Source organism: Saccharopolyspora shandongensis (assembly GCF_900106995.1).
In the GTDB taxonomy this organism is placed as follows: domain Bacteria; phylum Actinomycetota; class Actinomycetes; order Mycobacteriales; family Pseudonocardiaceae; genus Saccharopolyspora; species Saccharopolyspora shandongensis.
The window spans coordinates 1-24992 of record NZ_FNOK01000058.1 but is presented as its reverse complement, the minus strand read 5'-3'; the positions used below and the strand labels follow the sequence as shown (position 1 = coordinate 24992).

Annotated in this window: 19 protein-coding genes; 11 read left to right on the top strand and 8 right to left on the bottom strand. The window is 69.0% G+C overall.

Going from position 1 to position 24992, the window contains the following annotated elements; translation table 11 throughout:
• The first annotated feature begins 124 nt into the window (after positions 1-124).
• The gene (locus BLW84_RS37840; protein WP_093275859.1) at positions 125-1576 is read left to right on the top strand and encodes an amino acid permease; all 1452 of its coding nucleotides are present in this window, start codon (positions 125-127) and stop codon (positions 1574-1576) included.
• A gap of 310 nt (positions 1577-1886) precedes the next feature.
• Positions 1887-2819: a type I pantothenate kinase gene (gene coaA / locus BLW84_RS37835; RefSeq protein ID WP_093275858.1), complete on the top strand. Its 933-nt coding sequence runs from the start codon at positions 1887-1889 to the stop codon at positions 2817-2819.
• 55 nt (positions 2820-2874) lie between these two features.
• Here coaA and BLW84_RS37830 read toward each other — a convergent pair whose 3' ends face one another.
• On the bottom strand, positions 2875-4542 hold the full coding sequence (locus BLW84_RS37830) for a PucR family transcriptional regulator (RefSeq protein WP_425441814.1): 1668 nt from the start codon (positions 4540-4542) through the stop codon (positions 2875-2877).
• 148 nt (positions 4543-4690) lie between these two features.
• Here BLW84_RS37830 and pruA point away from each other — a divergent pair, with 148 nt between their 5' ends.
• The 5 genes from pruA (at position 4691) to BLW84_RS37805 (ending at position 12424) form a co-directional block, all read left to right on the top strand.
• Positions 4691-6319 carry an L-glutamate gamma-semialdehyde dehydrogenase gene (gene pruA / locus BLW84_RS37825; RefSeq protein ID WP_093275856.1) on the top strand — a complete coding sequence of 543 codons (1629 nt, stop codon included), beginning with the start codon at positions 4691-4693 and terminating at the stop codon, positions 6317-6319.
• A 169-nt stretch (positions 6320-6488) separates the two neighbouring features.
• Complete coding sequence (locus tag BLW84_RS37820) at positions 6489-7418, top strand: proline dehydrogenase family protein (protein WP_093275854.1); 930 nt, start codon at positions 6489-6491, stop codon at positions 7416-7418.
• Between the two features lie 140 nt (positions 7419-7558).
• Positions 7559-8206 (top strand): Pr6Pr family membrane protein, encoded by a 648-nt coding sequence (locus BLW84_RS37815; RefSeq protein WP_093275852.1) that lies wholly within the window; start codon positions 7559-7561, stop codon positions 8204-8206.
• 446 nt (positions 8207-8652) lie between these two features.
• Positions 8653-11511 (top strand): DEAD/DEAH box helicase, encoded by a 2859-nt coding sequence (locus BLW84_RS37810; protein ID WP_245761663.1) that lies wholly within the window; start codon positions 8653-8655, stop codon positions 11509-11511.
• A 136-nt stretch (positions 11512-11647) separates the two neighbouring features.
• Positions 11648-12424, top strand: coding sequence for an SWIM zinc finger family protein (locus BLW84_RS37805; RefSeq protein WP_093275851.1), 777 nt, complete (start codon positions 11648-11650; stop codon positions 12422-12424).
• Between the two features lie 5 nt (positions 12425-12429).
• Here BLW84_RS37805 and BLW84_RS37800 read toward each other — a convergent pair whose 3' ends face one another.
• The 4 genes from BLW84_RS37800 to BLW84_RS37785 all read right to left on the bottom strand — a co-directional run bounded on the left by BLW84_RS37800 (position 12430) and on the right by BLW84_RS37785 (position 17041).
• The gene (locus BLW84_RS37800; protein WP_245761662.1) at positions 12430-13215 is read right to left on the bottom strand and encodes an enoyl-CoA hydratase; all 786 of its coding nucleotides are present in this window, start codon (positions 13213-13215) and stop codon (positions 12430-12432) included.
• Positions 13216-13310: 95 nt separating this feature from the next.
• Positions 13311-13793: a hypothetical protein gene (locus BLW84_RS37795; protein ID WP_093275845.1), complete on the bottom strand. Its 483-nt coding sequence runs from the start codon at positions 13791-13793 to the stop codon at positions 13311-13313.
• Positions 13790-15625 carry a glycoside hydrolase family 15 protein gene (locus tag BLW84_RS37790; protein WP_093275843.1) on the bottom strand — a complete coding sequence of 612 codons (1836 nt, stop codon included), beginning with the start codon at positions 15623-15625 and terminating at the stop codon, positions 13790-13792. Before BLW84_RS37790 ends, BLW84_RS37795 begins: the two co-directional genes overlap by 4 nt.
• A gap of 963 nt (positions 15626-16588) precedes the next feature.
• Entirely contained in the window at positions 16589-17041 is a 453-nt protein-coding gene (locus BLW84_RS37785; protein WP_093275841.1) for an Hsp20/alpha crystallin family protein, read from the bottom strand.
• A gap of 613 nt (positions 17042-17654) precedes the next feature.
• On the opposite strand from BLW84_RS37785, the gene BLW84_RS37780 reads away from it, so the two are divergent.
• Both BLW84_RS37780 and BLW84_RS46795 read left to right on the top strand, forming a co-directional pair.
• Positions 17655-18623, top strand: a complete 969-nt coding sequence (locus BLW84_RS37780) for a fatty acid desaturase family protein (protein ID WP_245761666.1) — start codon at positions 17655-17657, stop codon at positions 18621-18623.
• 664 nt (positions 18624-19287) lie between these two features.
• Complete coding sequence (locus tag BLW84_RS46795; protein ID WP_143061245.1) at positions 19288-19524, top strand: hypothetical protein; 237 nt, start codon at positions 19288-19290, stop codon at positions 19522-19524.
• An 84-nt stretch (positions 19525-19608) separates the two neighbouring features.
• Here BLW84_RS46795 and BLW84_RS37775 read toward each other — a convergent pair whose 3' ends face one another.
• The 3 genes from BLW84_RS37775 to BLW84_RS37765 form a co-directional block, all read right to left on the bottom strand.
• Entirely contained in the window at positions 19609-21723 is a 2115-nt protein-coding gene (locus BLW84_RS37775; RefSeq protein ID WP_093275838.1) for a putative bifunctional diguanylate cyclase/phosphodiesterase, read from the bottom strand.
• A gap of 103 nt (positions 21724-21826) precedes the next feature.
• Entirely contained in the window at positions 21827-22870 is a 1044-nt protein-coding gene (locus BLW84_RS37770; RefSeq protein WP_093275836.1) for a glucose 1-dehydrogenase, read from the bottom strand.
• Entirely contained in the window at positions 22867-23301 is a 435-nt protein-coding gene (locus BLW84_RS37765; protein WP_425441813.1) for a fatty acid desaturase, read from the bottom strand. The genes BLW84_RS37770 and BLW84_RS37765 overlap by 4 nt, the downstream gene beginning before the upstream one ends.
• 245 nt (positions 23302-23546) lie before the next feature.
• Here BLW84_RS37765 and BLW84_RS37760 point away from each other — a divergent pair, with 245 nt between their 5' ends.
• The gene (locus BLW84_RS37760) at positions 23547-23726 is read left to right on the top strand and encodes a hypothetical protein (protein WP_093275833.1); all 180 of its coding nucleotides are present in this window, start codon (positions 23547-23549) and stop codon (positions 23724-23726) included.
• A 605-nt stretch (positions 23727-24331) separates the two neighbouring features.
• Positions 24332-24991 (top strand): TetR/AcrR family transcriptional regulator, encoded by a 660-nt coding sequence (locus BLW84_RS37750; protein WP_093275831.1) that lies wholly within the window; start codon positions 24332-24334, stop codon positions 24989-24991.
• The last annotated feature ends 1 nt before the right edge of the window (position 24992 follow it).

Genomic DNA, 24992 nt, shown 5'->3' with positions numbered 1-24992 from the left:
TTTCGCCGCAACGTGCAAACCCTTTGGTGATGCAGGACACGGACGACGTTGCGCGGGACGTCCACCGAGCCGGATCACGCCATGTACGTACCGTTTCGCGAGAACAAATGCATCGGGAGAATCCGTGACCACACCAAGTCTCCAACCCGGGCGGGGGATATTCCGCCGCAAGCCGATCGACTCGATCGTCGAGGACGGCGGCGACACCGGGCTCAAGCGAACGCTGGGCCTGTGGCAGCTCACCGCGATCGGTGTCGGCGGCATCATCGGCGCCGGCATCTTCTCCCTGGCCGGTGCCGTGGCCAACGAGAAGGCCGGACCGGCGGTGCTGATCTCGTTCCTGATCGCGGGCATCGCCAGCGCGGCCGCGGCGTTCTCCTACGCCGAGTTCGCGGGCATGATCCCCAAGGCCGGTTCGGCCTACACCTACGGCTACGCGGTGCTCGGCGAGGTCGTCGGGTGGCTGATCGGCTGGGACCTGCTGCTGGAGTACACCGCGATCGTCGCGGTGGTCGCCATCGGCATCTCCGGGTACTTCAACGAGCTGCTCGGATTCCTGCACATCGATCTACCGCTGTGGATGATGGGCGCGCCGGGCACCGAGGCCGGTGAGGCACCGGCGGGCAGCTACAAGATCAACCTGTTCGCGGCGCTGCTGTGCCTGCTGATCGCCTTCATCCTCAACCAGGGCATGAAGAGCGCGGCGCGCTTCGAGACGATGCTGGTGTACCTGAAGGTCGCCGTGGTGCTGGTCGTGATCGTCGTCGGCGCCTTCCACATCAACGCCGGCAACTACAACCCGTTCTTCCCGTTCGGCATCAGCGGCGCGTTCGCCGGTGCGGCAACAGTGTTCTTCGCGGTGTTCGGCTATGACGCGATGAGCACGGCGGCCGAGGAGTCCAAGGACGCGCAGCGGCACATGCCGAAGGCGATCATGTACTCGCTGGCCATCTCGATGGTGCTCTACGTGCTGGCCTGCCTGGTGCTCACCGGCATGGTCCCGTACCAGCAGATCAGCAGCGAGAGCGCGTTCGCCACCGCCTTCGCCGACGTCGGCCTGCCGGTGCTCGGCGCGATCATCGCGGTCGGCGCCATCCTGGGCATCCTCACCGTGCTGTTCACCTTCATGCTCGGCGTGACCCGCGTGGGCTACGCGATGAGCCGGGACGGCCTGCTGCCGAAGTGGTTCTCCAAGACCCACCCGGTGAAGCAGGTGCCGAGCCGCTTCACCTGGCTCATCGGCATCGCCTCGGCCGCGATCGCCGGCCTGCTGCCGATCGGCGAGGCCGCGGAGCTGACCAACATCGGCATCCTGCTGGCGTTCGTGATCGTGTGCGCCGCCGTGATCGTGCTCCGCTACAAGCGTCCGGACCTGCAGCGCGGCTTCAAGTGCCCGGGTATGCCGATCGTGCCGATCATCGGCATCGTGTTCTCGATCTGGCTGGTCACGTTCCTCGACCCGGTGACCTGGCTGCGCTTCGCCGTCTGGTTCGCCATCGGCCTGGCGATCTACTTCGCCTACGGCTACCGCAAGTCGAAGCTGAACGAGGTCACCACGACCGAGCCGCCGAAGTGACCTGCTGACCCCGGTCCACGACCGGAACCCGGAACGCCGGATGACGCCTTCCCCCTGCGTCGTCCGGCGTTCCGGCGTTCTGCCACAGTTTCAACGGAAATCGAAGGTCCGATTTCCTGAAAAGGCGGGAATGGAAGTTGATGTCCGCGAAGCGGAATGAGTCGCGATCGATCAAGGGTGTTCTCTGCATCTCAGCGTGCACTGGATCACAGCGCGGCGGGGCTTCGGCGCCCTAGGGTTTTCCCGGGCGTCGCCGGAAGTTCCCGGGGGCGTTGGAGTTCCTGCCGGGCCTCAATGCCGAGGGGTGCTTGTGACGCGCGTTCGCGAACTGAGCCCGTATGTCGAGCTGCACCGCGCGCAGTGGCGGGAGCTGCGCGATTCCCTGCCCCTACCGCTGTCCGAGGACGAGCTCGTCGCCTTGCGCGGGCTCGGCGAGCCGGTCGACCTCGCCGAGGTCGCCGACGTCTACCTGCCGCTGTCGCGGCTGATCAGCCTCCAGGTGGCGGCCCGCCAGCGGCTGCACGAGACCACCACGACCTTCCTGGGCGAGGAGACGAACGGCACGAAGGTGCCCTTCGTGATCGGCATCGCGGGCAGCGTCGCGGTCGGCAAGTCGACCACCGCGCGGATCCTGCGCACGCTGCTGGCGCGCTGGCCCGACCACCCGCGGGTCGACCTGGTCACCACCGACGGCTTCCTGCACCCGAAGGCCGAGCTGGTGCGCCGCGGCCTGATGCACCGCAAGGGCTTCCCGGAGAGCTACGACCGGCGGGCGCTGCTGCGCTTCGTCACCGAGGTGAAGTCCGGCGCGCCGGAGGTCACCGCGCCGGTCTACTCGCACGTCGCCTACGACATCCTGCCCGGCGAGCGGAACGTGGTCCGCAAGCCGGACATCCTGATCATCGAGGGCCTGAACGTGCTGCAGCCGGGCCCGAGCCTGGCGGTGTCGGACCTGTTCGACTTCTCGATCTACGTCGACGCGCACACCGACCACATCGCCCGCTGGTACACCGACCGCTTCCTGGCACTGCGCAGCACGGCGTTCGCGAACCCGGACTCGCACTTCCACCACTTCTCGGAGCTCTCCGACGAGGAGGCCCGCACCGAGGCCGAGCACCTGTGGCGCACGATCAACGAGCCGAACCTCGTGGAGAACATCCTCCCGACCCGCCCCCGCGCAACCTTGGTGCTGCGCAAGGACATCGACCACTCGATCAACCGGGTCCGCCTCCGCAAGCTCTGAACGCGGGCGGGTCGCGGCTGGCTCTGACGTTCGTGAGGACGCCGTCAAATAGCGCTCAGCGGCGGGCGGGCCGGCGGGACAGCAGCAGCTGCAGGTGGGCGCTCAGGCGTTCCGTCGGGTTGGTCAGGTCGATGCCCGTGATCTCGCCCGCCCGGCGGACCCGGTAGCGCAGGGTGTTCGGGTGCACGTGCAGGCCGTCGCTGGCCCCCCGGACGTCGCCGAACGCCTCCAGGTACGCCAGCAGCGAGCGGGCCAGATCGGTGCCGTGCTCCGCGTCGTGCTCGTGCAGCGCCGCCAGGCGGGAGTCGCGGAAGCGCTCGTTGCCCTGCAGCACCGTCAAGATCTCGCTGATCACCACCTGCGCCCGGACGTCCGAGATCGTCGCGATCTCCGCGCGCAGGTCGTGGGTCATCGCGTCGAGGATGCGGTCCGCCTCGGTGCGCGACTCCGCCACCTCGTCCAGCGTCCGCGCCGCCGAGCCCACGCCCACCTGCACCCGCGCCCGCAGGTGCTGCTTGGCCGCCGCCACGATCTCCCGCGTCAGGCTCAGCGCCGACGCCACCGCCGAGCGTTCCGGCAGGTCCGGCAGCAGCACGTACACCCGCGAGCCGATGGTGGTGACCAGCGCGCTGCGCCGGTACGCCGAGGCGTGCACCGAGATCAGGCTGGTCATCTCGGCGCGCTGCAGCTCCAGCTCGGAGCGGTCCGCGCTGGTGTCCGACGGGCGCAGCGTGAACACCACGACCACCGCGGGCTTCGCCGGGTCCGCGCCGATGTTGTCGGCCACCGACTGGGCGTCGATGAGGCCGTCGAGCAGCCCGGTCAGCAGATTCTCCCGGAACCGCGGCCCGGCGGTGGCCTCGGTGCGCTGCCTGATCAGCTGCAGCGCCGCCACCCGCGCCGCGCCCAGCAGCGCCCGCTCGGAGTGCTCCGACAGCGGCCGCTTGCCCTCCTGCACCCAGATCGTGCCCAGCGGCTGGGTGCCCGCGTGGATGCCGACCGCCATCCGGCGGCGGATGCCCAGGTCGGGCCGCTCGTCGATCCGCACGACGTCCTCGCCGGCGCGCAGCCGCTGGTAGACGCCCCACTCCCGGAGCATCGCCAGGTACGACTCCGGCCCCTGCCTGCCCAGGATCGACAGCCTGCGCAGCTCGTCGACCTCGTCGTCCGAGCGCGAGTAGGCGAGCACCCGGCTCGCGGTGTCCTCGATCGCGACGATGCCGTCGGTCATCGCCGCCACCGTCTGGGCCAGCGAGAACAGGTCGCCCAGCGCCTCGCCCAGGTCCGCGTCGGTGGTCAGGCGGGCGTTGTCGACGGCCGAGCGCGCGAAGGACTCCAGCCGCTCCCAGCGGACCTCGGGCCGCACGCCGAGCAGCGCGATCCGGCAGTCGATCGCGGTGTCCCGCAAGGCTCGCGCGTCGGATTCCGAGTCGACCTTCACCGCCACGGCCGCCGCGCCGTCGCGCGCCGCCGCGCGCACCAGCCGGGCGGCGGCCCGGCCCCGCGCGCCGATGACCAGCACGAAGTCGCCGTTTCGCCCGCTGCCGGACTCCTCCTCCGGGTCGACAATGACGACGTCGCGCACCTCCACCTCGAAGCCGCTCGGCGCCGCGAGCACGTCGACCAGCGGCTCGCCCACCGCGATCAGGAGCTGGCGCAATGGCACCCCCACCACGGCGACGCCCACCGCGTCCACCGCCGGGGAGTTTTCGACCTCGTGCAACGCAGGAACCCCACTTGTTCAACCGGACAATCCGATATTGCCAACGATAGCCGAATGGACAAGCCCGGGGCGCTAACGAAACCTTAATCTCCCAAGTAACAGGACCCTTGTCCCAGACAGCGACTCTCGCAAGGAGGCGAAATTGGCCATGGACGCCATCACTTCGGTCCCGGTGCCCTACAACGAGCCGGTCAAGGGCTACGCGCCCGGCTCGCCGGAGCGGGAGTCGTTGCAGAAGCGGGTCGCAGAGCTGGAGTCCGAGCGCATCGAACTCACCCAGACCATCGGCGGCGTGCAGCGCCTCGGCGGCGGTGACAAGTTCGACGTGGTCCAGCCGCACGACCACCAGCACGTGCTGGGCACCGCCGCGCAGGCGACCGCCCAGGACGTCGCCGACGCCGTGCAGGCCGCCAAGGACGCCGCCCCCGCGTGGGCCGCGACGTCGTTCGACGAGCGCGCCGCCGTGCTGCTGCGCGCCGCCGACCTGCTCGCCGGCCCGTGGCGCGACACCATCAACGCCGCCACCATCCTGGGCCAGTCCAAGTCGGTGCAGCAGGCCGAGATCGACGCCGCCTGCGAGTTCATCGACTTCCTGCGGTTCAACGTGCACTACGCGCGGCAGATCATCGCCGAGCAGCCGCGGTCGGTTCCCGGCGAGTGGAACCGCATGGACTACCGCCCGCTGGACGGCTTCGTCACCGCGATCACGCCGTTCAACTTCACCGCCATCGCCGGCAACCTGCCCACCGCCCCCGCGCTGATGGGCAACACCGTGGTGTGGAAGCCGACCCCCTCGCAGCAGTTCGCCGCGCACTTCACCATGCGGCTGTTCGAGGCCGCCGGGCTCCCGGCGGGCGTGATCAACCTCGTCACCGGTGACGGCCAGGCCGTCAGCGAGGTCGCGCTGACCGACCCGGGCTTCGCCGGCCTGCACTTCACCGGCTCCACCGCCACCTTCAAGAAGCTGTGGCGCACCATCGGCGACAACCTCGACGGCTACGGCAGCTACCCGCGCATCGTCGGCGAGACCGGCGGCAAGGACTTCATCGTCGTGCACCCCTCGGCCAACCCGACTCCCCTGGCGACCGCGTTCACCCGCGGCGCGTTCGAGTACCAGGGCCAGAAGTGCTCGGCGGCGTCCCGCGCCTACGTGCCGCGCTCGATCTGGGAAGGCGGCCTGCGCGACGAGCTGGCCGACCTGACCCGCACCGTCCGCTACGGCGACGTCACCGACTTCTCCTACTTCGGCGGCGCCGTCATCGACGCCCGCGCCTTCGCCAAGCACAAGGCGGCCCTGGACCGCGCGGCCAAGACCGACTCCATCGAGGTCCTCGCCGGCGGCGGCTACGACGACTCGGTCGGCTACTTCGTCGAGCCCACCGTGCTGGTCTGCGACGACCCGACCGACGAGGTGTTCACCACCGAGTACTTCGGGCCGATCATCGCGGTGCACGTCTACGACGATGCCAAGTTCTCCGAGATCCTCGACGTCGTCGACTCCTCCAGCCCGTACGCGCTGACCGGCGCGGTGTTCGCCACCGACCGCAGCGCCATCGAGCTGGCGCACCAGAAGCTGCGCGGCGCGGCCGGCAACTTCTACGTCAACGACAAGCCCACCGGGTCGATCGTCTCCCGCCAGCCCTTCGGTGGCAGCCGCGCGTCCGGCACCAACGACAAGGCCGGTTCGCTGCTGAACATCCAGCGCTGGACCAGCCCGCGGGCGATCAAGGAAACCTGGGACGCCCCCACCGGTATCGCCTACCCGCACATGGGCTGAGCGTTCGGGGCGCCCTCGGCCGAGGGCGCCCCGAACCCGCCCCGAGCAGTTCCCACTCCGAACCCTTCGCCCCGTTCGGCGAACCGCGGCACGCACTTTCGACTGCAGGCAACGCGGAAGGCAGGAGATCCCCGAAACCCCGCGCACAGCTTCAAAGAAGGAGACCACGATGCTGCGCAGCACCCTGCTGGCCGCCGCCCGTTCCCAGGGCGTGCGCCGACTCGTGGAGGCCAACCCGCTGACCAAGCCGGTCGTCGAGCGGTTCGTGGCCGGCACCACGCCGGAGGACGCGGTCCGGGCGACCCGGGCCCTGCGCGACCAGGGCATGTACGTCACGCTCGACCACCTCGGCGAAGACACCCTCGATGCGCAGCAGGCCACCGACACCGTCCGCGCCTACCAGCAGATGCTGAAGGTGCTCGCGGCCGAGGACCTGGCCGACCGCGCCGAGGTCTCGGTGAAGCTCTCCGCGGTCGGGCAGTTCCTGCCCAGCGACGGCGAGAAGATCGCCCTGGACAACGCGCGGCTGATCTGCGAGGCCGCGGCCTCCGCCGGCACCACGGTGACCCTCGACATGGAGGACCACACCACCACCGACTCGACGCTGGGCATCCTCCGCGACCTGCGGGTGGACTTCCCGTGGGTCGGCGCGGTGCTGCAGGCGTACCTGCACCGCACCGAGCAGGACTGCCGCGACCTGGCCGGCGAGGGCTCCCGGGTCCGGCTGTGCAAGGGCGCCTACTCCGAGCCCGCCTCGGTGGCGTACCAGGACAAGTCCGAGGTGGACCGCTCGTACGTCCGCTGCCTGAAGATCCTGATGGCGGGCGAGGGCTACCCGATGGTGGCCAGCCACGACCCGCGGATGGTCGCGATCGCCGCCGACCTGGCCGCGCGGTCCGGGCGCAGCGCGGACAGCTACGAGTTCCAGATGCTGTACGGCATCCGGGCCGAGGAGCAGAAGCGGATCGCCGCGGAGGGCAACAAGCTGCGGGTGTACGTGGCCTACGGCGACGAGTGGTACGGCTACTTCATGCGCCGCCTGGCCGAGCGCCCGGCAAACCTGGTCTTCTTCCTGCGTTCGCTGATCTCCCAGAACTGATCCGGCGCCCCCCGAACGGCCCGGCCCGCTTTTCTGCGGGCCGGGCCGTTTCCCATGCGCCGCAGATCACGTCCGCGCACCCGGATCACGTGGTTAATCTGAATCTTGAAAGATTCTTCGCGTTTCTGGGTGGGGACGACATGCGCAGGCCGGCCGCAACGCTCTTCCGGATCGCCGTGGCGCTCGCGGCCGCCGTCGGGATCTACCTGAGCACGAAGGACGGCAGCTTCACCGGCTCCCTGGTGTACTTCACGATCCAGAGCAACGTCGTCGTCGCCGTCGTGTTCGCCTGGGCCGCAGTGGCGACGGCGTGCGGCGCGGGACACCCGCCGACGTGGCTCAAGGGCGGCACGACGCTCTACATCGCGATCACCGGGCTGGTCTACAACCTGGTGCTGGCCGGGCAGCCGTTCCAGATGACCGCGGCGCTGTCCGACACCTGGGAACTGGGCAACCAGCTGGTGCACCTGGTCACCCCGATCGCGGCGGCGGTCGACTGGCTGCTGTTCGACGAGCACCGCCGGTTCCGCTGGGCCAGCGCGCTGCACTGGCTCGCCTACCCGTTCGGCTACCTGGCGTTCGCCCTGATCCGGGGCGCGCTGCTGGACCGGTACCCGTACCCGTTCCTGGACGTCAACGCGCTCGGCTACGGAGGGATGGCGCTCAACGTGGTGATCTACGGCGGAGCCTTCTGGCTCCTCGGCCTGGCGATGGTGGCGGTGGACCGCGCCCTGCCCCGCCGCACTCCCGAGCCCACGACGCCGACGCCACAACGCATCGCCGCCTGAACCCAGCGCGGGCCAGGCTCGTTGCTTCCGGCGGTGGTGGAGGTTCGCCAGGGCCATGCCGAGCTTGTTCTTCGCGATGAACGGCGGCGCCCGATGCCGGGCACTTCATCGCGGAGGACGAGCCGCGGAAAACCGCGGCGGCACTGCTCGACTTCTTCGGATAGCCCGGTTTCGGCTTCCGCATCGGCACAGCACCCCGAAAGACCCGCGACCGCGTTGGAGAAAACGACCGGTATCTCGCTTTCTCCAACACCACATCGGCGACGGAACAGCAGGTCAGCTACGCCGTGGAAGGCATTCGCGGCGATTTGTCAAATCGCTTCGTGGCCAGAATCCGCGGCAATTGTCAAATAGCCCGCTGAGCTGGATTTCTGGGCAGCGCAACGATTCTTGGGTACCGTTGTTCGGCAGCGGGGAAATCGTGGCATCGCGGTCGGGGGAGAACTGTGCCCGCCGACCGGCCTGAATGGAGGACACCCATTACCGCTCCGGCAAGCACCAGAAGAACCGGCATCCCGGCGCGACTGCAGGCGACCTTCCGGCCGCACGGACCGCTACCATCCGCCGGGCAGCTCGCCCTGTGGGGCACCGACGACCCGTCCGAGGCGGCGGCCGAACTCGGCTTTTCCCTTGGTGCACAAGGGGAACTGCCGACCGTCCTGCCGTCCGGACGCGGAGTCGGGGCAGCCGACGTACCCGCCGTGCTGATCCCGGTCGGCGACGCGCTCGCGCCGCTGGCGGCGCTGCCGAGCCCGGACCGGTGGCCGGGCTGGCGCCGCCCCGGCGACTCGCTGATCGCCTGGAGCGTCGCCGCGAAACTGGCCCTGGAGCACGTCGCCGCCGGACACCTCGTGCCCGAGGTTCGCGACGACGTCGCCTGCTGGCGCCTGGCGAACCCGCACGACGACCGGCTCGCCACGCTCGCCGAGTCCCTGCCCCCGGCCGCGCACGCGCTGCGCCGCGGCGACGCGCTCTGGACCGCTGCGGAACTCCTCGCCGCCTTCGGCGACGCCGTCGCGGACGCGTGCGCGCGGAGCACCGCGATCGCCGGGAACGGCTCCTGGGGAGGCAGCTGGGTCACCGCGCTGACCGGCCCGGATCCTGCAGTGCGGCTCGACGAGCCGGCCAGGTCCGAGGTCCTGGCCTGGGCCCGGCCGCTTCCGGCGGGTCCGGCCGGTCCGCTCGGTGGCCGGCTCCGCCTGCGCCTGGAGGTGCCCGCCGACGACGGCACGCCCTGGGCGCTGAGCTTCCACCTCCAGGCCACCGGCGACCGGACGGTGTCGGTGCCGGCCGCGCGGGCCTGGTCGGCGGGCTCCGCGACACTCCGGTTGCCGGGCGGTTCCATCGGCGCACCACAGGATTCGCTGGTGCGCGGGCTGGCCGAGGCCGCCCGCATCTTCCCGCCACTGGACGCGGCGCTGTCCGAGCAGCGCCCGACCGAAGCCCTGCTGGACGTCGCGCAGGCGGCGGCGTTCCTGGCCACCGGCGAGGCCGAGCTGACCGCCGCGGGCATCGCCGTCGACGTGCCGACCGATCTCACCGGGGTGCGCCGCCTGCGGGCCCGCCTCCACTCCCCGGATTCGGCCCGGTTCCGCTGGGAGGCCGCCATCGGCGACCAGGCGTTGACCGCCGACGAGCTCGACGAGCTGATCGCGGCGGGCCGCCCGCTGGTGCGCTGGCGCGGCCGCTGGGTGCGCGTCGACGTGCACGAGGCGAAGAACGTCCGTGCCGTGCTTGGAAAAACGCACACGCTGTCGGAGTCCGAAGCGCTGGCGGCGGTTCTCGAGGGGCGCCGGGCGACCGAGCTCGGCGAGGTCGAGGTGTCCGCCGGTGGGCGGCTGCGGGCGCTGGTCGAGCGGCTCGGCGAACCGTCTCGAGAACCACGGCTGGTCGGCATCGACGCGACGCTGCGCGGCTACCAGCAGCGCGGCGCGGCCTGGCTGCAGAGCATGGCCGAGCTGGGATTCGGCGCGGTGCTCGCCGACGACATGGGGCTCGGCAAGACGCTGCAGACCATCACGCTGCTGGCCGCCCGCGCCGGTGCGCGGCCGCAGCTGGTGGTGTGCCCGACGTCGGTGGTGGACAACTGGCAGCGCGAACTCAACCGCTTCGCCCCGAAGCTGCCGGTCGTGCGCCACCACGGCCCGCGGCGACCCACCACGCCCGAGGACTTCGCCCCCGGCTCCGTCGTGATCACCACCTATCCCCTGCTGCGCACCGACGCCGCGCTGCTGTCCGAAGTGGACTGGGAGGTCGTGGTGCTGGACGAGGCGCAGCAGATCAAGAACCACGCCGGGCAGACCGCGCAAGCGGCCCGCCGGCTGCGCGCGGGCGCCCGGGTGGCGCTGACCGGCACGCCGGTCGAGAACCGGCTCACCGAGTTGTGGTCGATCATGCACTTCGCGAATCCCGGCCTGCTGGGCGGTTCTTCCCGCTTCAAGGAGCGGTTCGCGGTGCCGGTCGAGCGCTGGCAGGACGCCGACGCCGCGCGACGGCTGCGTTCGGTCGTCGCGCCGTTCCTGCTGCGCCGCCTCAAGACCGAGGTCGCGACCGACCTGCCGCCGAAGGTCGAGTCGGTGGTCACCTGCACGCTGACCGAGGAGCAGGCCGCGCTGTACCGGAAGACGGTGCGGGAGACCTTCGACGACGGCCTGGGCGCCGGCATCGGGCGGCGCGGGCGCATCCTCAAGCTGCTGACGGCGCTCAAGCAGATCTGCAACCACCCCGCGCACTTCCTCGGCGAGACCGGGCCGCTCCCGGGCCGCTCCGGGAAGCTCACCCGCGCCACCGAGATGCTGGCCGAGGTGGTGGCGGCCGACGACCGGGCGCTGGTGTTCACCCAGTACCGGGCGATGGGCGAGCTGCTCGCCGAGCACCTGGCCGCCGAGCTGGGCCTGCCCGCGGTGCCGTTCCTGCACGGCGGCGTCCCGACGGCGCGGCGGCAGGCGATGGTGGACGCCTTCCAGCACGACGACACCGCCCCACCGCTGCTGATCATCAGCCTGAAGGCGGGCGGTACCGGCCTGAACCTGACCCGCGCGACGCACGTCGTGCACTACGACCGGTGGTGGAACCCGGCGGTGGAGGACCAGGCGACCGACCGCGCACACCGGATCGGCCAGTCCCGCCGCGTGCACGTCCACAAGCTGGTCGCGCACGGGACGCTCGAAGAGCGGATCGCCGACCTGCTGGAGCAGAAGCGCGCCCTGGCCGACGCGGTGATCGGCAGCGGCGAGACGTGGCTGGCCGAACTGACCGACGACGCGCTGCGCGAAATCGTCGAACTGTCCACGGAGGACTCATGAGTAGCCCTGTGTCAACCTCAGTCCTCCTCAACCGCACCCCAGGGGACCGTGACGCAAACCAGCCACGAGAAACCACGCAACGGGAGATCGGGCTGAACGCAACCACCACTGTGAATCGCGGAGAGGCGGACCAGTCATGAGCGGCAAGCAGCGGACGGAATCCTTCGGTGCGACGTGGTGGGGTCGGCGCTGGCGACGCGCGCTGGAGTCGCTCGGCGCCACCTACCCCAATCCGCGCCTGCCGCACGGAAGATCGCTGGCGCGCAAAGGCGCGGTGCAGGACCTGGTCGTCGAGCCGGGCCGGATCCGGGCCCAGGTGCACGGGCGCGGCAAGGCGCACGACATCGTCCTGATGCTGCCGGTTTTCTCCGACGCAGATTGGGAAACGGCCGTCGAGGCGCTCGCCGGTCAGCTCCGGCACGCCGCCGCCCTGCTGCAGGGCGAGCTGCCGGAGGACGTCGACGACACGCTGCGCGAAGTCGATCTGTCGCTGTTCCCGCGAACCGGCGAACTCGGCTCGACGTGCAGCTGCACCAGCAAGATCGAGCCGTGCGCGCACGCCGCGGCGGTGCACTACGTGCTGGCCTCGGTACTGGACGCCGACCCGTTCCTGCTCACCAGGCTGCGCGGCCGCGACCGGGAACCGCTGCTGGCCGCATTGCGCGCGGTGCGCTCCGGCTCGGCCGAACCGGAGCGCCCGGCGATCGACCGGCTCGACCCGGAAGCGTTGTTCACCGCGCGCGGCGACCTGGCAGCGATCGCGGTCCACCCGCACCGGCCGGACGGCCGGGTGCCGGAGGCGCTGCGGCTGCTCGGCGAGATCCGGGGCATCGACAGGGAAAGCTGGCAGCAGCTCGTGTCCGCCGGCCAGCACGCCCGCAACCGCGCGTGGACGCTCGCCGAAGGCTCGTGACCGGGTCAGGACCGCTTGCGGTTCAGGAACTCCGACATGTACCGCTGCGGTTCGCCGGTGTCGAAGGCCGCGCCGAACTCGGCGACGCTGTTCGCGACGGCCTGGTCGATCGGCAGGTCTTCCCAGGACCGCAGGAGTTCCTTCTGCCGGCGCACCGCGGCCGGACCGAACTCGACGAACTTCCGCGCCATGCGTTCGACCGCGGCGTCGAGGGCGTCCGGCTCGCACACCTCGTGCACCAGGCCCCAGGACAGCGCGGTGGCGGCGTCGATGTGATCGCCGGTGAGGGTCAGCCAGGCGGTGCGACCGGTGCCGATCAGCCGCGGCAGCAGCGCGGCGTGGATCACCGACGGGATGCCGACCGCGACCTCGGGCATCCCGAAGCGGGCGTCGCTGCTGCTGATCCGCAGGTCGCAGGCGGCCGCCACCTCGAGGCCGCCGCCGAGGCACCAGCCGGGCATCCGGGCGATCACCGGGGCCGGGAACCGGCGCACCGACTCGCACAGGCCGCTCAGCCCGTCGATGAACTTCTCGGCGCCGGCCCGGTCCAGTGTGGACATCTCGTTGATGTCGGCGCCGCCGATGAAGGCCTGCTCGCCGGTCCCCCGCAGCACCAGCACCCGGACCTCGGTGCGGTCGGCGAGCCCGTTGATCGCGGCCGTCACGTCCTCGATGACGGGTGTGCCGACGATGTTGAGCACCTTCGCGTTCCGGATGGTGACCGTGGCGATGCCGTCCGCGGTCAGTTCCGCGACCGCGTGCTGGGTGCTGGTGATCTCCGCCAATGCCACTCCCGTTAGCCGTCCTAAGTACCGTGGCCGAACCCTAACCCGCCGGGCCGCCGGGAACCAGACCTCACCGCTGTCTCGTCGAGGCGGCGAGCAGATCAGCCGGAGTAGGAGATGAATCCGCCGACGAGGGCGCCGTAGAGGACATGCCCCAGGAGGCTGACCACCGGTGTCACCACCCCGTAGTTGAGCAGGAGGAACCCCGGCGGTTCGAGCAGCGCGGTGCGGGGAGCGCTGGTCAGGCTGGTTCCCATCCGCGGGTGCACCGCCGGCAGCAGGAGGTTCACCAGCGCGGTGCCTGCGAACAGGCCGTGGACCAGACCGAACAACGCTCCCAACCACCAGCTGCTCGTTCCCAGCGCGACGAACAGCCCGTAGTAGCCCAGGGCGAACAGCTCCCCGAAGAGGAAGTGCGCCAGGTAGCCGAGGGCTTTCGCGCGCGAGCGGTTGACCGTGAGGCAGGTGCCGAGCAGGAAGGGGATGTCGATGCGGGTCAGCTTGAACTCGTTCGCCGCGCGCAATGCCGTGGTCAGCACCAGGGTGCCGATGAACCCGCCGGCGAGCGCTCCCCAGATCGTCACCGCGCCACCGCCTGTTCCGTGATCGCACAAGCCGCGCTGATCAACGCCAGATGGGTCAGGCCCTGCGGCATGTTCCCCAGGAACTCCTCCGTGGCCGGGTCGATCTCCTCGCTGTAGAGGCCCACGTCGTTGGCCAGCCCGACCAGTTGGTCCATCAACTCCGCGGCCTCTTCGACGTGGCCGCAGCGGGCGACGGCCTCGGCCAGCCAGAACGAGCAGGCCACGAACGCCCCCTCGGCCCCCTCCAGACCGTCGTCGCCGCCGTAGCGGTAAACGAACGGTCCGCGTGCCAGGTCGCGGCGGATGGCCTCGATCGTGCCGTGCAGCCGGGGATGCTGCGGACCCGCATAACCGCGCAGCAGGCCGAGCAAGACGCTGACGTCCACTTCCTCGGCGCCGGCGCTGCGCACGTAGCTGCTCCGGTCCTCGCTCAGGCACCGCGTTTCGATGAAATCCTCGATCGCATCCTGCTCGCGCCGCCACGCGCGTGCGTGCCGGCGGGAAAGCAGCCCTCGTTCGGCCAAGCGCAGCGCGCGGTCGAGGGCGATCCAGCACATCATCTTCGACTGGGTGAAATGTTGGGGCGCGCTGCGGACTTCCCAGATCCCCGCGTCCGCTTGCCGCCAGCTCGCGCACACGAAATCGGCCACCCTCGCCAACCGCCGCGCGATGTCGGCATCGAGCCGGCCGGCGGCCGTCGCGTACAGCCAGGCCGTCTGCAGCAGTTCGCCGTAAGTGTCCAGCTGCAGCTGCTCGACTGCGGCATTGCCCACCCGCACCGGCGCCGACCCGCGGTACCCGGCCAATGCGAGCACGTGCTCGGGTGCGCGGACACCGCCGTCGAGCCGGTACAGCGGGCGCAGGCGCGGCTCGGTGAACTGGGTGGCGTGCATCAGCCACCAGAAGTAGGCCTGCGCCTCGTCGGGGCACCCGAGCGCGAGGAAGGCGTCCAGGGTGAAGGCGGAATCCCGCAGCCAGGAAAACCGGTAATCCCAGTTGCGCCCGCCGCCGATCTCCTCGGGAAGCGACGAGGTCGCAGCGGCGGCCACTGCCCCCGACGGGGCGAACACCAGCAGTTTCAGGGCCAACGCGCTGCGCGTCACGGCTTCCTGCCAGCGCCCGGCGCCGGGGCGATCCCGCAGCCAGGCCCGCCACTGGTGGCCGGTCTGCTCCAGCCGCGCCGCGCACTCCGAACGTGCGGGCACCACCAGCGGCTCCTGATGCGCGAAGCTCAGCGCTAGATCGGCCTGCGAACCCATCCGGACCTCGAAGGCACCTGCGATCTCCGCACCGGAGCACACCGGCTCGCCCGCACCCCACGTGCACACGGCCACCGCGTCCGTGCCTGCCGACGCCACCGGTACGCCTGCTCGCTGGTTGATGCGCAGGCCCGCGGTGCCGTAGCCGAAACGGGGCTGCACGCACCAGCGCATGGGCACCGCTCCCGACAACCCTTCGACCTTGCGGACCAGTTCCCGGGTGGGCGTCAACGCCGTTCCGGGCAGCGTCAAGGCATCGGTCACCCGGACCACGCCCTCGGCCGTGGCGAACGTCGTCTCCACGACGTTCGTGCTCGGGAGGTAGCGGCGGCTCACCTGGTAGGGCAGCTCCGGTTCTAGCGCGAAACGGCCTCCCCGACGCGCGTCGAGCACTGCGCCGAAGACCGTCGGCGAATCCAGGTCCGGCACCGTCAGCCAGTCCACCGAGCCGTCCCGGGCGAGGAGGGCCACGGTCCGGCCATCGCCCAGCGCCGCGTAGTCCCGCAGCGGCGCATACCCCTCCCGGCGCGGCACGACGACGCGCGAGCCGTTGCCGAGATCCGACCCGATCATCGAACCCCCCGAACTGCTACCTCGGATCCGGCGGCCGTTCGTCACCGTGCGAGCGATCCACGCCCCGCCCATCGGCCACGCCCCGGGGCCACGCCATCGCACGGCGTCCTCACCACGCCAGACTGCGGCAACACGGCAGAACCGGACCAATGCCTTTCTGCCCTAGGCCCACCAGAGCCGACGCCGGTGCCGTGCCTCCGTATTCTTCGACGAGCTTGGTGAGTCGACGGACATGAAGAACACGGCGGATAAAGTGCTGGCGCCATGCACGGCTGTGAACGAGATGCCTGGTCAAAAGCACCGATAGCGAGGCACCAGCCTCCGATGCGTCTCACGGCGATGACCGTGATCCGCTGCAGGAGGAAGCGCGTCGGCTCGACGCCGAGCATTGGGCCCTGTACCAACGTCCGATCTCGGCCGACACGCTACGCCGACGCCTCGGCATCAGGTCACGGCGCGCGCCCTGACACGCGACGTACGACGACATCATCAACCAGGAGCTATGTCGTTGGCTGCAGTCGAATGAAGGCCAGGCATGGATTTCCCAGCCACCCGTTCTCCCTGTGCCCGGTGCGCGCGCTACCGCACGTGACGCACGGCTCGCATCCGGCTGATCGGATGCGGGCAGCGCCCGGGCGTTTCCCATGACTGTGCGTCGCAGAGTCTCCACGCAGCGAGCTGTGGATGACACGGGGCGTACGGCCCTACAAAGCTCCAGCAGGGCCCTTCAGAGCCGACCGGTAGCCGCAAGCTTCAGTGCGGCTGCCGGTCGAGGGGGATCGCTGTGGGCTATTCGCGTTTGCGCCACACCCGCCGGGGCCTCCCTCTCTGCTCGGCTTATTTCTGGGACCTCCGCGGTCGGCAGCGTTCCGCGGGCTCGCGCCTCCCAGTACACGCCTGGGTCTCATCCTCAGTCCCAGAGTCGGGCCGGCACGGTGGTCCGCTGGAAGAGAGCCGACCTGCTTAGCCGTCGGAGTCTTCGGTGGGCCCGGCGATCGTGCGGGGTTCGTCGCTTCGGCCGACGCTGATGCGGCGGGGTTTGGCCTGCTCGGCTACCGGGATCCGCAGGGTCAGCACCCCGTTGCGGTACTCGGCCTGGATGCGGTCGACATCCAGGGCTCCGCCGAGATGCAGTTGCCGGGCGAACGTGCCGGTGGGGCGTTCGGCGACCACCCAGCTGACTTCCGAACCACTGGACTCGGTCGGGCTGCGCTGAGCACGCACTGTCAGTGTGTTGTGCTCGGCGATGATTTCCAGAGACTCGCCCTCAATGCCTGGTAGGTCGAACTCGACGACGTACTCCTCACCGCGGCGGTAGGCATCCATCGGCATGGGCTGCGGCGCACGGGCCGCGCTGAGCACCTCGTTGGCCAACCGGTTGATGTCGCGGAACGGGTCGAACTGCAGTACCGGCATCGCACACCTCCTTCCGAACACAAGCCCTGGGGATGGGATTTGCCGTTCCCGGATGGTGGCCTCAGGTGCGCTCTTGATGGCGGGGTGACGTCCCTGCTGACACACGGTGCAAGTCGACTGCTGAGCAGAATTCTAGTCCGGCAAGGACAGATCCCTCCATGCACGGCGACGCTTGTGGCAGATGCGCATTCGAGAGCCGGCTGGGCACGATGGCTGCGGTCTCGGTCCGTTTCAACAGGTCCCGTGGACGCTGAAGAACTGGGTCTGTTGGCCAACACTGACACTCCTGTGGTGATACGTGGCAGAGGTGCCGGTGTGCTGATGGTTTCGGGGTGTCCTCGGTCTTTGCGGAACAAGCAGTCGCCTGCGGTGGTTCTGGGCCGGGATTAGGCTGCTGAGCACACCCATGGGGGCGTGGGAGTCGCTAGGCGAGATGGCCATAGGACTGGTGGGGGCGATCATGACTTCCGATGCAGCGCCCGATGCCGGCGGACAACGGCGGGCCCGGCGGTGTAGCTCGGGTGACGCCGTGGAGACCGCGGGCGAACCGGACGACGCACGTCCCGGCGGCGCGGGCACAGGGCGGGGCAGTGACTTCGCCGAGTTGGTTCAGATGGTCAAGCAGCGTGGTTTGCTCGATCTTCGCCGCGTTTACTATGCGGTGAAGATGGCCTTCAACGGCGCGGTGCTGGCGGTCGGCGCGGTGGCGTTCGTCTTGCTCGGTGATTCGTGGTGGCAGCTGATCACTGCGGTGGTCTTGGCGGGAGTGTTCACTCAGCTGGCCTTCATCGGACATGATGCCGGGCACCGCCAGATCTTCCGCTCCCGCCGGGCCAATGATCTGGTGGGTCGTGTTCACGGCTGTCTGACGGGGATCAGCTACGGCTGGTGGGTCGGCAAGCACCGGCGTCACCACGCCAATCCGAACCACGAGGATGCCGACCCCGACATCGACATTCAGTCGCTGGCGTTCACCGCCGAGCAGTCTCGCACCAAGCGCGGCGCTCTCCGGTGGATGGTCAAGTACCAAGCGTTCTTGTTCTTCCCCCTCCTGATGCTGGAGGGGATCGTTCTGCACGTCCGCAGCATCCGGGCCGTGCTGCGGCGGGAGGTGAAGGCGCACCGAGTGGAAACCGCTCTGCTCGCCGCTCATGTGGTGGGCTACCTGGTGATGGTGTTCCTAGTGTTGTCACCGCTCAAGGCGGTGGCGTTCATCGCGGTACATCAGGGGCTGTGGGGCGTGTACATGGGCTGTGCGTTCGCGCCCAACCACAAGGGCATGCCGACCCTGTCCGCGGCCGACAAGCTGGACTTCCTGCGCAAGCAGGTGCTCACCTCCCGCAACGTTCGCGGGGGCCGGTTCGTGGACTTCCTGCTCGGTGGCCTGAACTACCAGATCGAACATCACCTTTTCCCCAGCATGCCGCGGCCGAACCTGCGCCACGCCCAGCCGCTTGTGCGCCAATTCTGCGCCAGCCGCGGAGTGTCATACAGCCAGTGCGGCCTGTTCCATTCCTACGCACTGGTCCTGCGGCACCTGCACGCCGTCGGCGCGCCACCATCGGTGCCGCAGCAGTGCTAGACCGCCGATCCGTTCCTCCGCCGAGCGGGTCTATTGGACCGTGAGCAGGTGGCCGCCGTCGTTTTCCCAACGGGCTTCCGGTGAGTCCTCGGTTGGCTACGGATCATCGGCCAGCAGGTCGTGGGGAGAGGCGACGCTGTCTTGTTCGGACGCTTTGGCCAGGACCGCGTTCCCGCGAAGTTCGGTCATCTCCGCGGGACGAGCAACAGGACCATGCGGTGTCCGCTCGGGTCCGTCAGGCTGACCGTGTGCTGATCGAGTGCGTGGAAGCATTCGAGGCGTACCTGGCGTCCGTTGACGAATCCTCGGGGCCGGTGTTCCACTGCCGCAACGGGGCGTGGGTGGCGTATGAAAGGGCCTCCGCAGCTGCGGAGGCCCTTACCGGAACGCCAGCTCGAGTTTGACGAGCGTCTTTCGCACTTCTGGACTCCGCCTGCTCCAGAACTTCCGGCGGGGCTCAGGACTACGAACGTCCTTGAGTTGGACCATGCATTCCTTCGGGGCTGTCGCGTCATCGCCCCTTCGGTTCACCGACCCTCTCAATCGATTCACCGCACTTTTAGTACACGCCCGTTCAGAGCATAAGTCAAGTGAATCGATCCGTCTGAACTGCGGAAACTTGGTGCAGACAGAGTTTCCTGAACATCTGCGGCAGGCTGCGCCCGTGACGATCAGCGAGCTGATCGAGGCCGGACAGCGGGAAAACCGTGTGCTGCAACGAGTGTCACGGACGCGCCAGTGCGCGGCCTGGGTGTCCCAGCTCGACACCGGCCGCTACCCGCCGGTGGTGAACCTGTGCCCGATCGCCGACTGGCCGGCCACCTGCCCCTGCGCACCCCAGCAGCCGAGCAGGCCAAACCCCGCCGCATCAACGTCGCCCGAAGCGACGAATCCCGCATGATCTCCGGGACCACCACGGACCCCGATTAGACAGGCGGCCTCTTCCAGCCCGCCGGTTCATGCAGCCCGGAGGGCTGGCGCATTCCTACTCCGGTTCCCGGGTGGGTGGATTTTCGAGGAAGGCGCGGAGCTGGTCGGCCGGGAGCGGGTGGGAGAACAGCCAGCCTTGGTAGAAGTCGATTCCGAGGTCGCTGAGGACACGGAACTGGCCGATTTTTTCGACGCCTTCGGCGACGCAGCTGCGTCCCATCGCGTGCCCCATGCCGATCATCGCTTGGGCGATGGCGACGTCGGCCACGTCGGTTTCCACACCGGAGACGAACTGGCGGTCCAGTTTGATGATCTGCGCGGGAAGGTCTTTGAGGCGGGCCAGCGAGGAGTAGCCGGTGCCGAAGTCGTCCAGGGCGAAGCGCACTCCGCGTTCGGCGAGCTCGACCATCGCTTCGCGGGGGCGCGCGGGCAGGTCGATCAAGGACGTTTCCACGATTTCCAGAACCACGCGGTGCGGGTCGATGCCGCTTTCGGTGATGATCGCGGTGATCTCGTCGACGAATTCCGGGTCGTGGGGCAGCAGATCGACCAGGTTGACCGCGATGGCCACCGGGTGTCCATTCCGGACGGGCCAGCTGGTCGCCTCGCGCAAGGCGGTGCGCAGCACCCACCGGTCCAGTCCGCGCAGCAGGTTGCCTTGCTCGGCCACGCGCAGGATCACCTCCGGTGAGAGCAGGCCGCGGTCGGGATGCGGCCAGCGCACCAGCGCCTCGGCCATCACGACGGAACGGTCACCGGCCATGATCGGCTGGTAGTGCAGGATGAGGGAGTCGGTCTCCATTGCTGCGCGCAGTTGTTCTTCGAGGCCCAGTTGCTCCTCCACCGTGGCGATCATGGTGGAAGTGGCCAGCGACACCCGCCCTGGCCCCCGGCTCTTCGCGTGGAACATCGCCGCGTTGGCATAGCGCAGCAGATCCGCGCCGACGGTGTCCCGGTCGAGCATCGCGGCCCCGATCGAGGCCGACACGGCGACGGGGTGCCCGCGCACGGGCACGCTCGTGCGCAGCAGCTCCGCCACCCACATTGTGAAGGCTTCCAGGCCCCCCACGGCGTCGACGTCCGAGCAGATGATCAGATACTTGTCGCTGGAAAGCCGGGCCGGCGTGCATCCGGGCGGCAGCCCGTCCACGAGACGCCGCGCCAACGCCGTGAGCAGTTCGTCGCCAGCCTCGTGGCCCAGCGCGTCGTTGACGCGCTTGAAGTTGTCGATGTCGCAGAACAGCACCGCGACCTGTTCAGCGCCCCGGTGCAGCAAGCTGTCGAGCAGCTCGTTGAGGCCCGTGCGGTTGAGCAATCCGGTCAGATCGTCGTGGGTGGCCTGGTAGCGCAACGCCTCAGTCTGGCGCAGCCGCTCGGTGATGTCCTGGAACACCACCAGCCAGAACCGGCTTCCGTCGTCTGCCACCGACGCCGCGCTGTGCACATCGCAGTGCACAGCCTGGCCATCCGAACGCACCAGCACCCGCTGGTGCACCCGTGACCGGTTCAACGGTGCATCCATTGCCGCGGCGTCCACGAGGAGGCTTGCGCCCCGGTCGTCCGGGTGCAGCAGGCCCGCGGCGGGCATGTTGTTCAGGTCGTGCAGCCGGTAGCCCAACAGGCCGCACAGCGCCTCGTTGGCATCCAGCACGCGCTCGGATGCATCGAACAAGGCGATACCGGCCGGGGCCAGGTCGAACAGGTCGGTGAACCGCCGGCTCGACCGCTGCTGCCGGGCACCGGCTTCGGTCTCATCACGGGTGACCTGGATGAAACCCCGCACGCCGCCCTCCGCCGACCGCTGCGCGATGATCACCACGTGGGCCCAGAAGCGGGTGCCGTCCCGGCGCAGGAGCCAGCCTTCGTCCACATGACTGCCGAGCTCGGCGGCCTGAGCCAGCTGCCATTCCGCGTGGTCGGCGACGCCCGGTTCCGCCGGGGAGAACACCGAGAAGTGCTTCCCGATGATCTCCTCGCTGCGATAGCCCATGATGCGTTCTGACCCGTCATCCCAGCCATCCACCCGACCGGCCGCATCGAGCACGAAGATCGCGTACTCCTGCAAGCCCGCGGCCAGCAGGCCGAGGCGCGCCTCGGCCTTCGACTGCAGCCGCGCAATCCCGCCGTGCCCACCTCGGGTCACGAACTCGGTATCACGTTCCTCGACCATCGGACCCCGATATGTTCGATCCTCGCTCTGATTTTCACACCGACGCAGCCGGACTACGACTACAGCTTGCCGTCGAGCAGCACCCCGGGTCGGCTCATCGAGCTCAGGCCTGGAGGTCGACGACGACCTTCACCTCGTCGGGGCCCGCCTCGAAGACTTCGGTCCAGTCGCCCAGCGGGATCCGGCGGCTGATCAGGGAGCCCAGCCAGTTCCGATCCGCACCGGTCAACGCCTGCACGGCCTGGTTGTAGTGGCGCAGGTTGGCGTTCACACTGCCCAGGACGACGTCGTTGTCCAACATCAACTCGTTGTCGATCGCCGCCGCTGGGAAGGGCACGGTGCGGTGGTGGCCAGTGCTGCCGGTCAGCACGGTGATGGAGTTGCGCGCGGTGTGTTGCAGCAGCTCGAATACGACCTGTCCGGATCCGGTCGCCTCGATCACGACATCCGGTTCGCAGCCCAGATCGTCCAGCGAGGTGTGGTAGGTAGCGCCCAGCGCGCGCACCAGATCCGGTTTCGGCCCCTCGGTGGCGTGGTCGAGAACGTGCATGTCCAGGCCGCGCTGCGCGCCGAGCAGAGCACCGAGCAGGCCGATCGCTCCCGCGCTGGTCACCAACGCGTGACGGGGAGCGAAATAGGCTCGTCTGCCGATCATGTCAGCCTGCTCCCACGCCTTGGCCACCACCGATGCAGGCTCGGTCAGCACTCCCAGATCACCGAGCGCCGGAGCGACCTTGATCGCGAACTGGGGCTCGACCGTCCACTGCTGAGCACCGAATCCGTCCAGTTCCTTGATGCCGCGCTCGGTGTACTCGCCGTTGAGGCAGAAGTCCCATTGCCCGGCGGTACACGCCTCGCACGGCTGCGGGTCTGGACGCCGGACGACTCCCACCACGTAGTCGCCCTCCTGGAAGCCGCTGATCGAGGGCGCGTGGACCACCCGACCCACAGATTCGTGAAAGAGAACCATCCGGTCTTGCCCCGGCGGCAAGAGACCGTGCGCTCGCTCGGTGACATCACGATCAATGTCGCAGAACCCCACCAGCAGGCCACGCACCAGCAGCTCCCCCGGCTGCGGCACGGGATCGGGCAGTTCGGTGACCGCCGACAACTCCGGCCTGCCTGGAACCACGGTGGCGGCCTTCACCAGAAACCCTCCCGTGTCGTCGGATGCGCGCGGACGTACGAGCAGAACGTGGTTACCAGCGGGAAGAACAGGAACGCCTGGTACTTCGCCATCCACCGGACGATGCCGCGCTTGGCGCGGGCCTGCTCGGCGGTGAACGCCAGAGCCCGGATCTCGATATCGGGATCAGCGTCCTCGTGGTTCGGATTGGCATGGTGGCGCCGGTTGCCGACCCACCAGCCGTAGCTGATCCCGATGAGACACCCGTGAACATGCCCCACCAGGTCGTTCGCCCGGCGGGTGCGGAAGGTCTGGCGGTGCCCGGCATCATGCCCGATGAAGGCGAGCTGGGTGAACATTCCCGCGAAGACCACCGCCGTGAGCACCTCCCACCACCAGTGGGCGGCGCATCGGAAGTCATGATCGCCCGCCCCCTTACGACCGATCGACACCCGCCTTCCTGGGTGCACTCGCGAGCCCAAACTCAGCGCAGAGTGGCCGCAGACGCATCGTGCCTCTGCACTGGCGGGCACCTAGTCCGTCCCCACACGAGTACCCATGCGCGCAGCCGTCACGCGAGTGCCGCCGTTGCTCGGCGAAGGGCAACCAGCAGCGTGCCGAACTACGCTCGGGAACAGCAGAGGACAGGAGCGTGCACTGGGGACCACGTCAGTGCGGATCGGATGAGGAGTGCGCGATGAAGCACCCCGAGGAGTACGCAAAGTCAGCTGAAGAGAGCCTGCAGCAGGCGAAGGAACACTCCACAGAGGAGATCCGAGAGGCTCATCTGACCGAGGCCGCGGTGTGGGCGCAACTGGCGCAGGCGGCCGCAACGGTCTACGCCGCCGATCAGCAGAGAGCCAGCGAGCGGGCCTGACCCGGCCCGACAGGCCACAACGCCGCCACCGAGCACGACCGTCGACGCGGCCCCAGAGACCAGTCCGGGAACCCGGGTCGGTCGATCAACTACGCCAGTTCACGGTAGATGGTCGCGCACGTTGGCGGTCAGACAACCTCTCACTTCCCGATTACCGGTCGCACGACCTCGAATGCACAGAGCCCCTATCCGCAGTGATCACCGATAGGTGCTCTGAACCCCTGCCCTTGCCGAAAATCCCATCCGTAGAGGTCATGCTGCGCGGTGGTATTCGTGGAGGATGCCACCGAGCCGGTCGTGTCGACGTATGTCGAGGGGTTCGAGTTGCTTCGGATCGGCGACTGACGTGGGCAAGGGGCGCAGGGGACGGGCGTTCGCGATGCCTTGGCTACCCGCCGCAGCTTGCGTGACAGGCACGAGTACCACTGCATCCCCGCCATAGCACCGCCGTAGCTGGTCCCGGTCGTCGCGGACGCCGCTGAGCGCGGCTCGTGCTCACTTCGACATGTCGCTTCCTTCGATGATCCCCTAGCGCTCCCTGTTTTGACTCCAGTTCATAGATTTTTCCAGTTGCTGGAAGTTTCTATGAGATGTAAGTTGGGGCCGTGCAAGAGTCACGGCGCGAACGGAAGAAGCAGCTGACCAGACAGCGGATCGTCATGGCGGCTGTCAGGTTGTTCGAAGAGCAGGGGTATGAGCAGACCACGGTGGCGCAGATCGCGGCCGCGGCGGATGTCGATCCCAAGACGTTCTTCAACTACTTCCGCAGCAAGGACGAGGTGCTGTTCAACGACGTCGAGCCCGACTTCGACGTGCTGTTCGGGGCGATCGCGGAACGCCGGCCGGAGGAGAGCCCGGGCGAGGTATTGGTGAGGGCGATCCAGACGTACGCCGCTCACCGCCGGCCCAAGGTTCCAGCCAGAGAGCCCGTAGAGCTTTCGGCGGCGGCCCGGCTGGCGCTGACCACGCCGGCGCTCCAGGCCAAGGGGCTGTACCTGCTGCTGGACCTGCAGCAGCGGATCGCCGGTGAGCTGCTGAAGGTGTTCCCCGGCCAGCTCGACCCGGTCACCGCGGCGGCGATGACCGGCGCCGTGATCGGCGCCATCCAGCAGGCAGGCCTGGCGAGCGTCCAGCTGGACCGGTCACAGGAAGAGCTGTGGGAAGCCGCTCAGCACGGCCTCGACATCGCCCAGCACGGCCTGCTTTCGGTGCGGCCGTCCGCCGGAAGCCCCAATCTCACCGGAGAAAGGACCAGCTCATCATGAC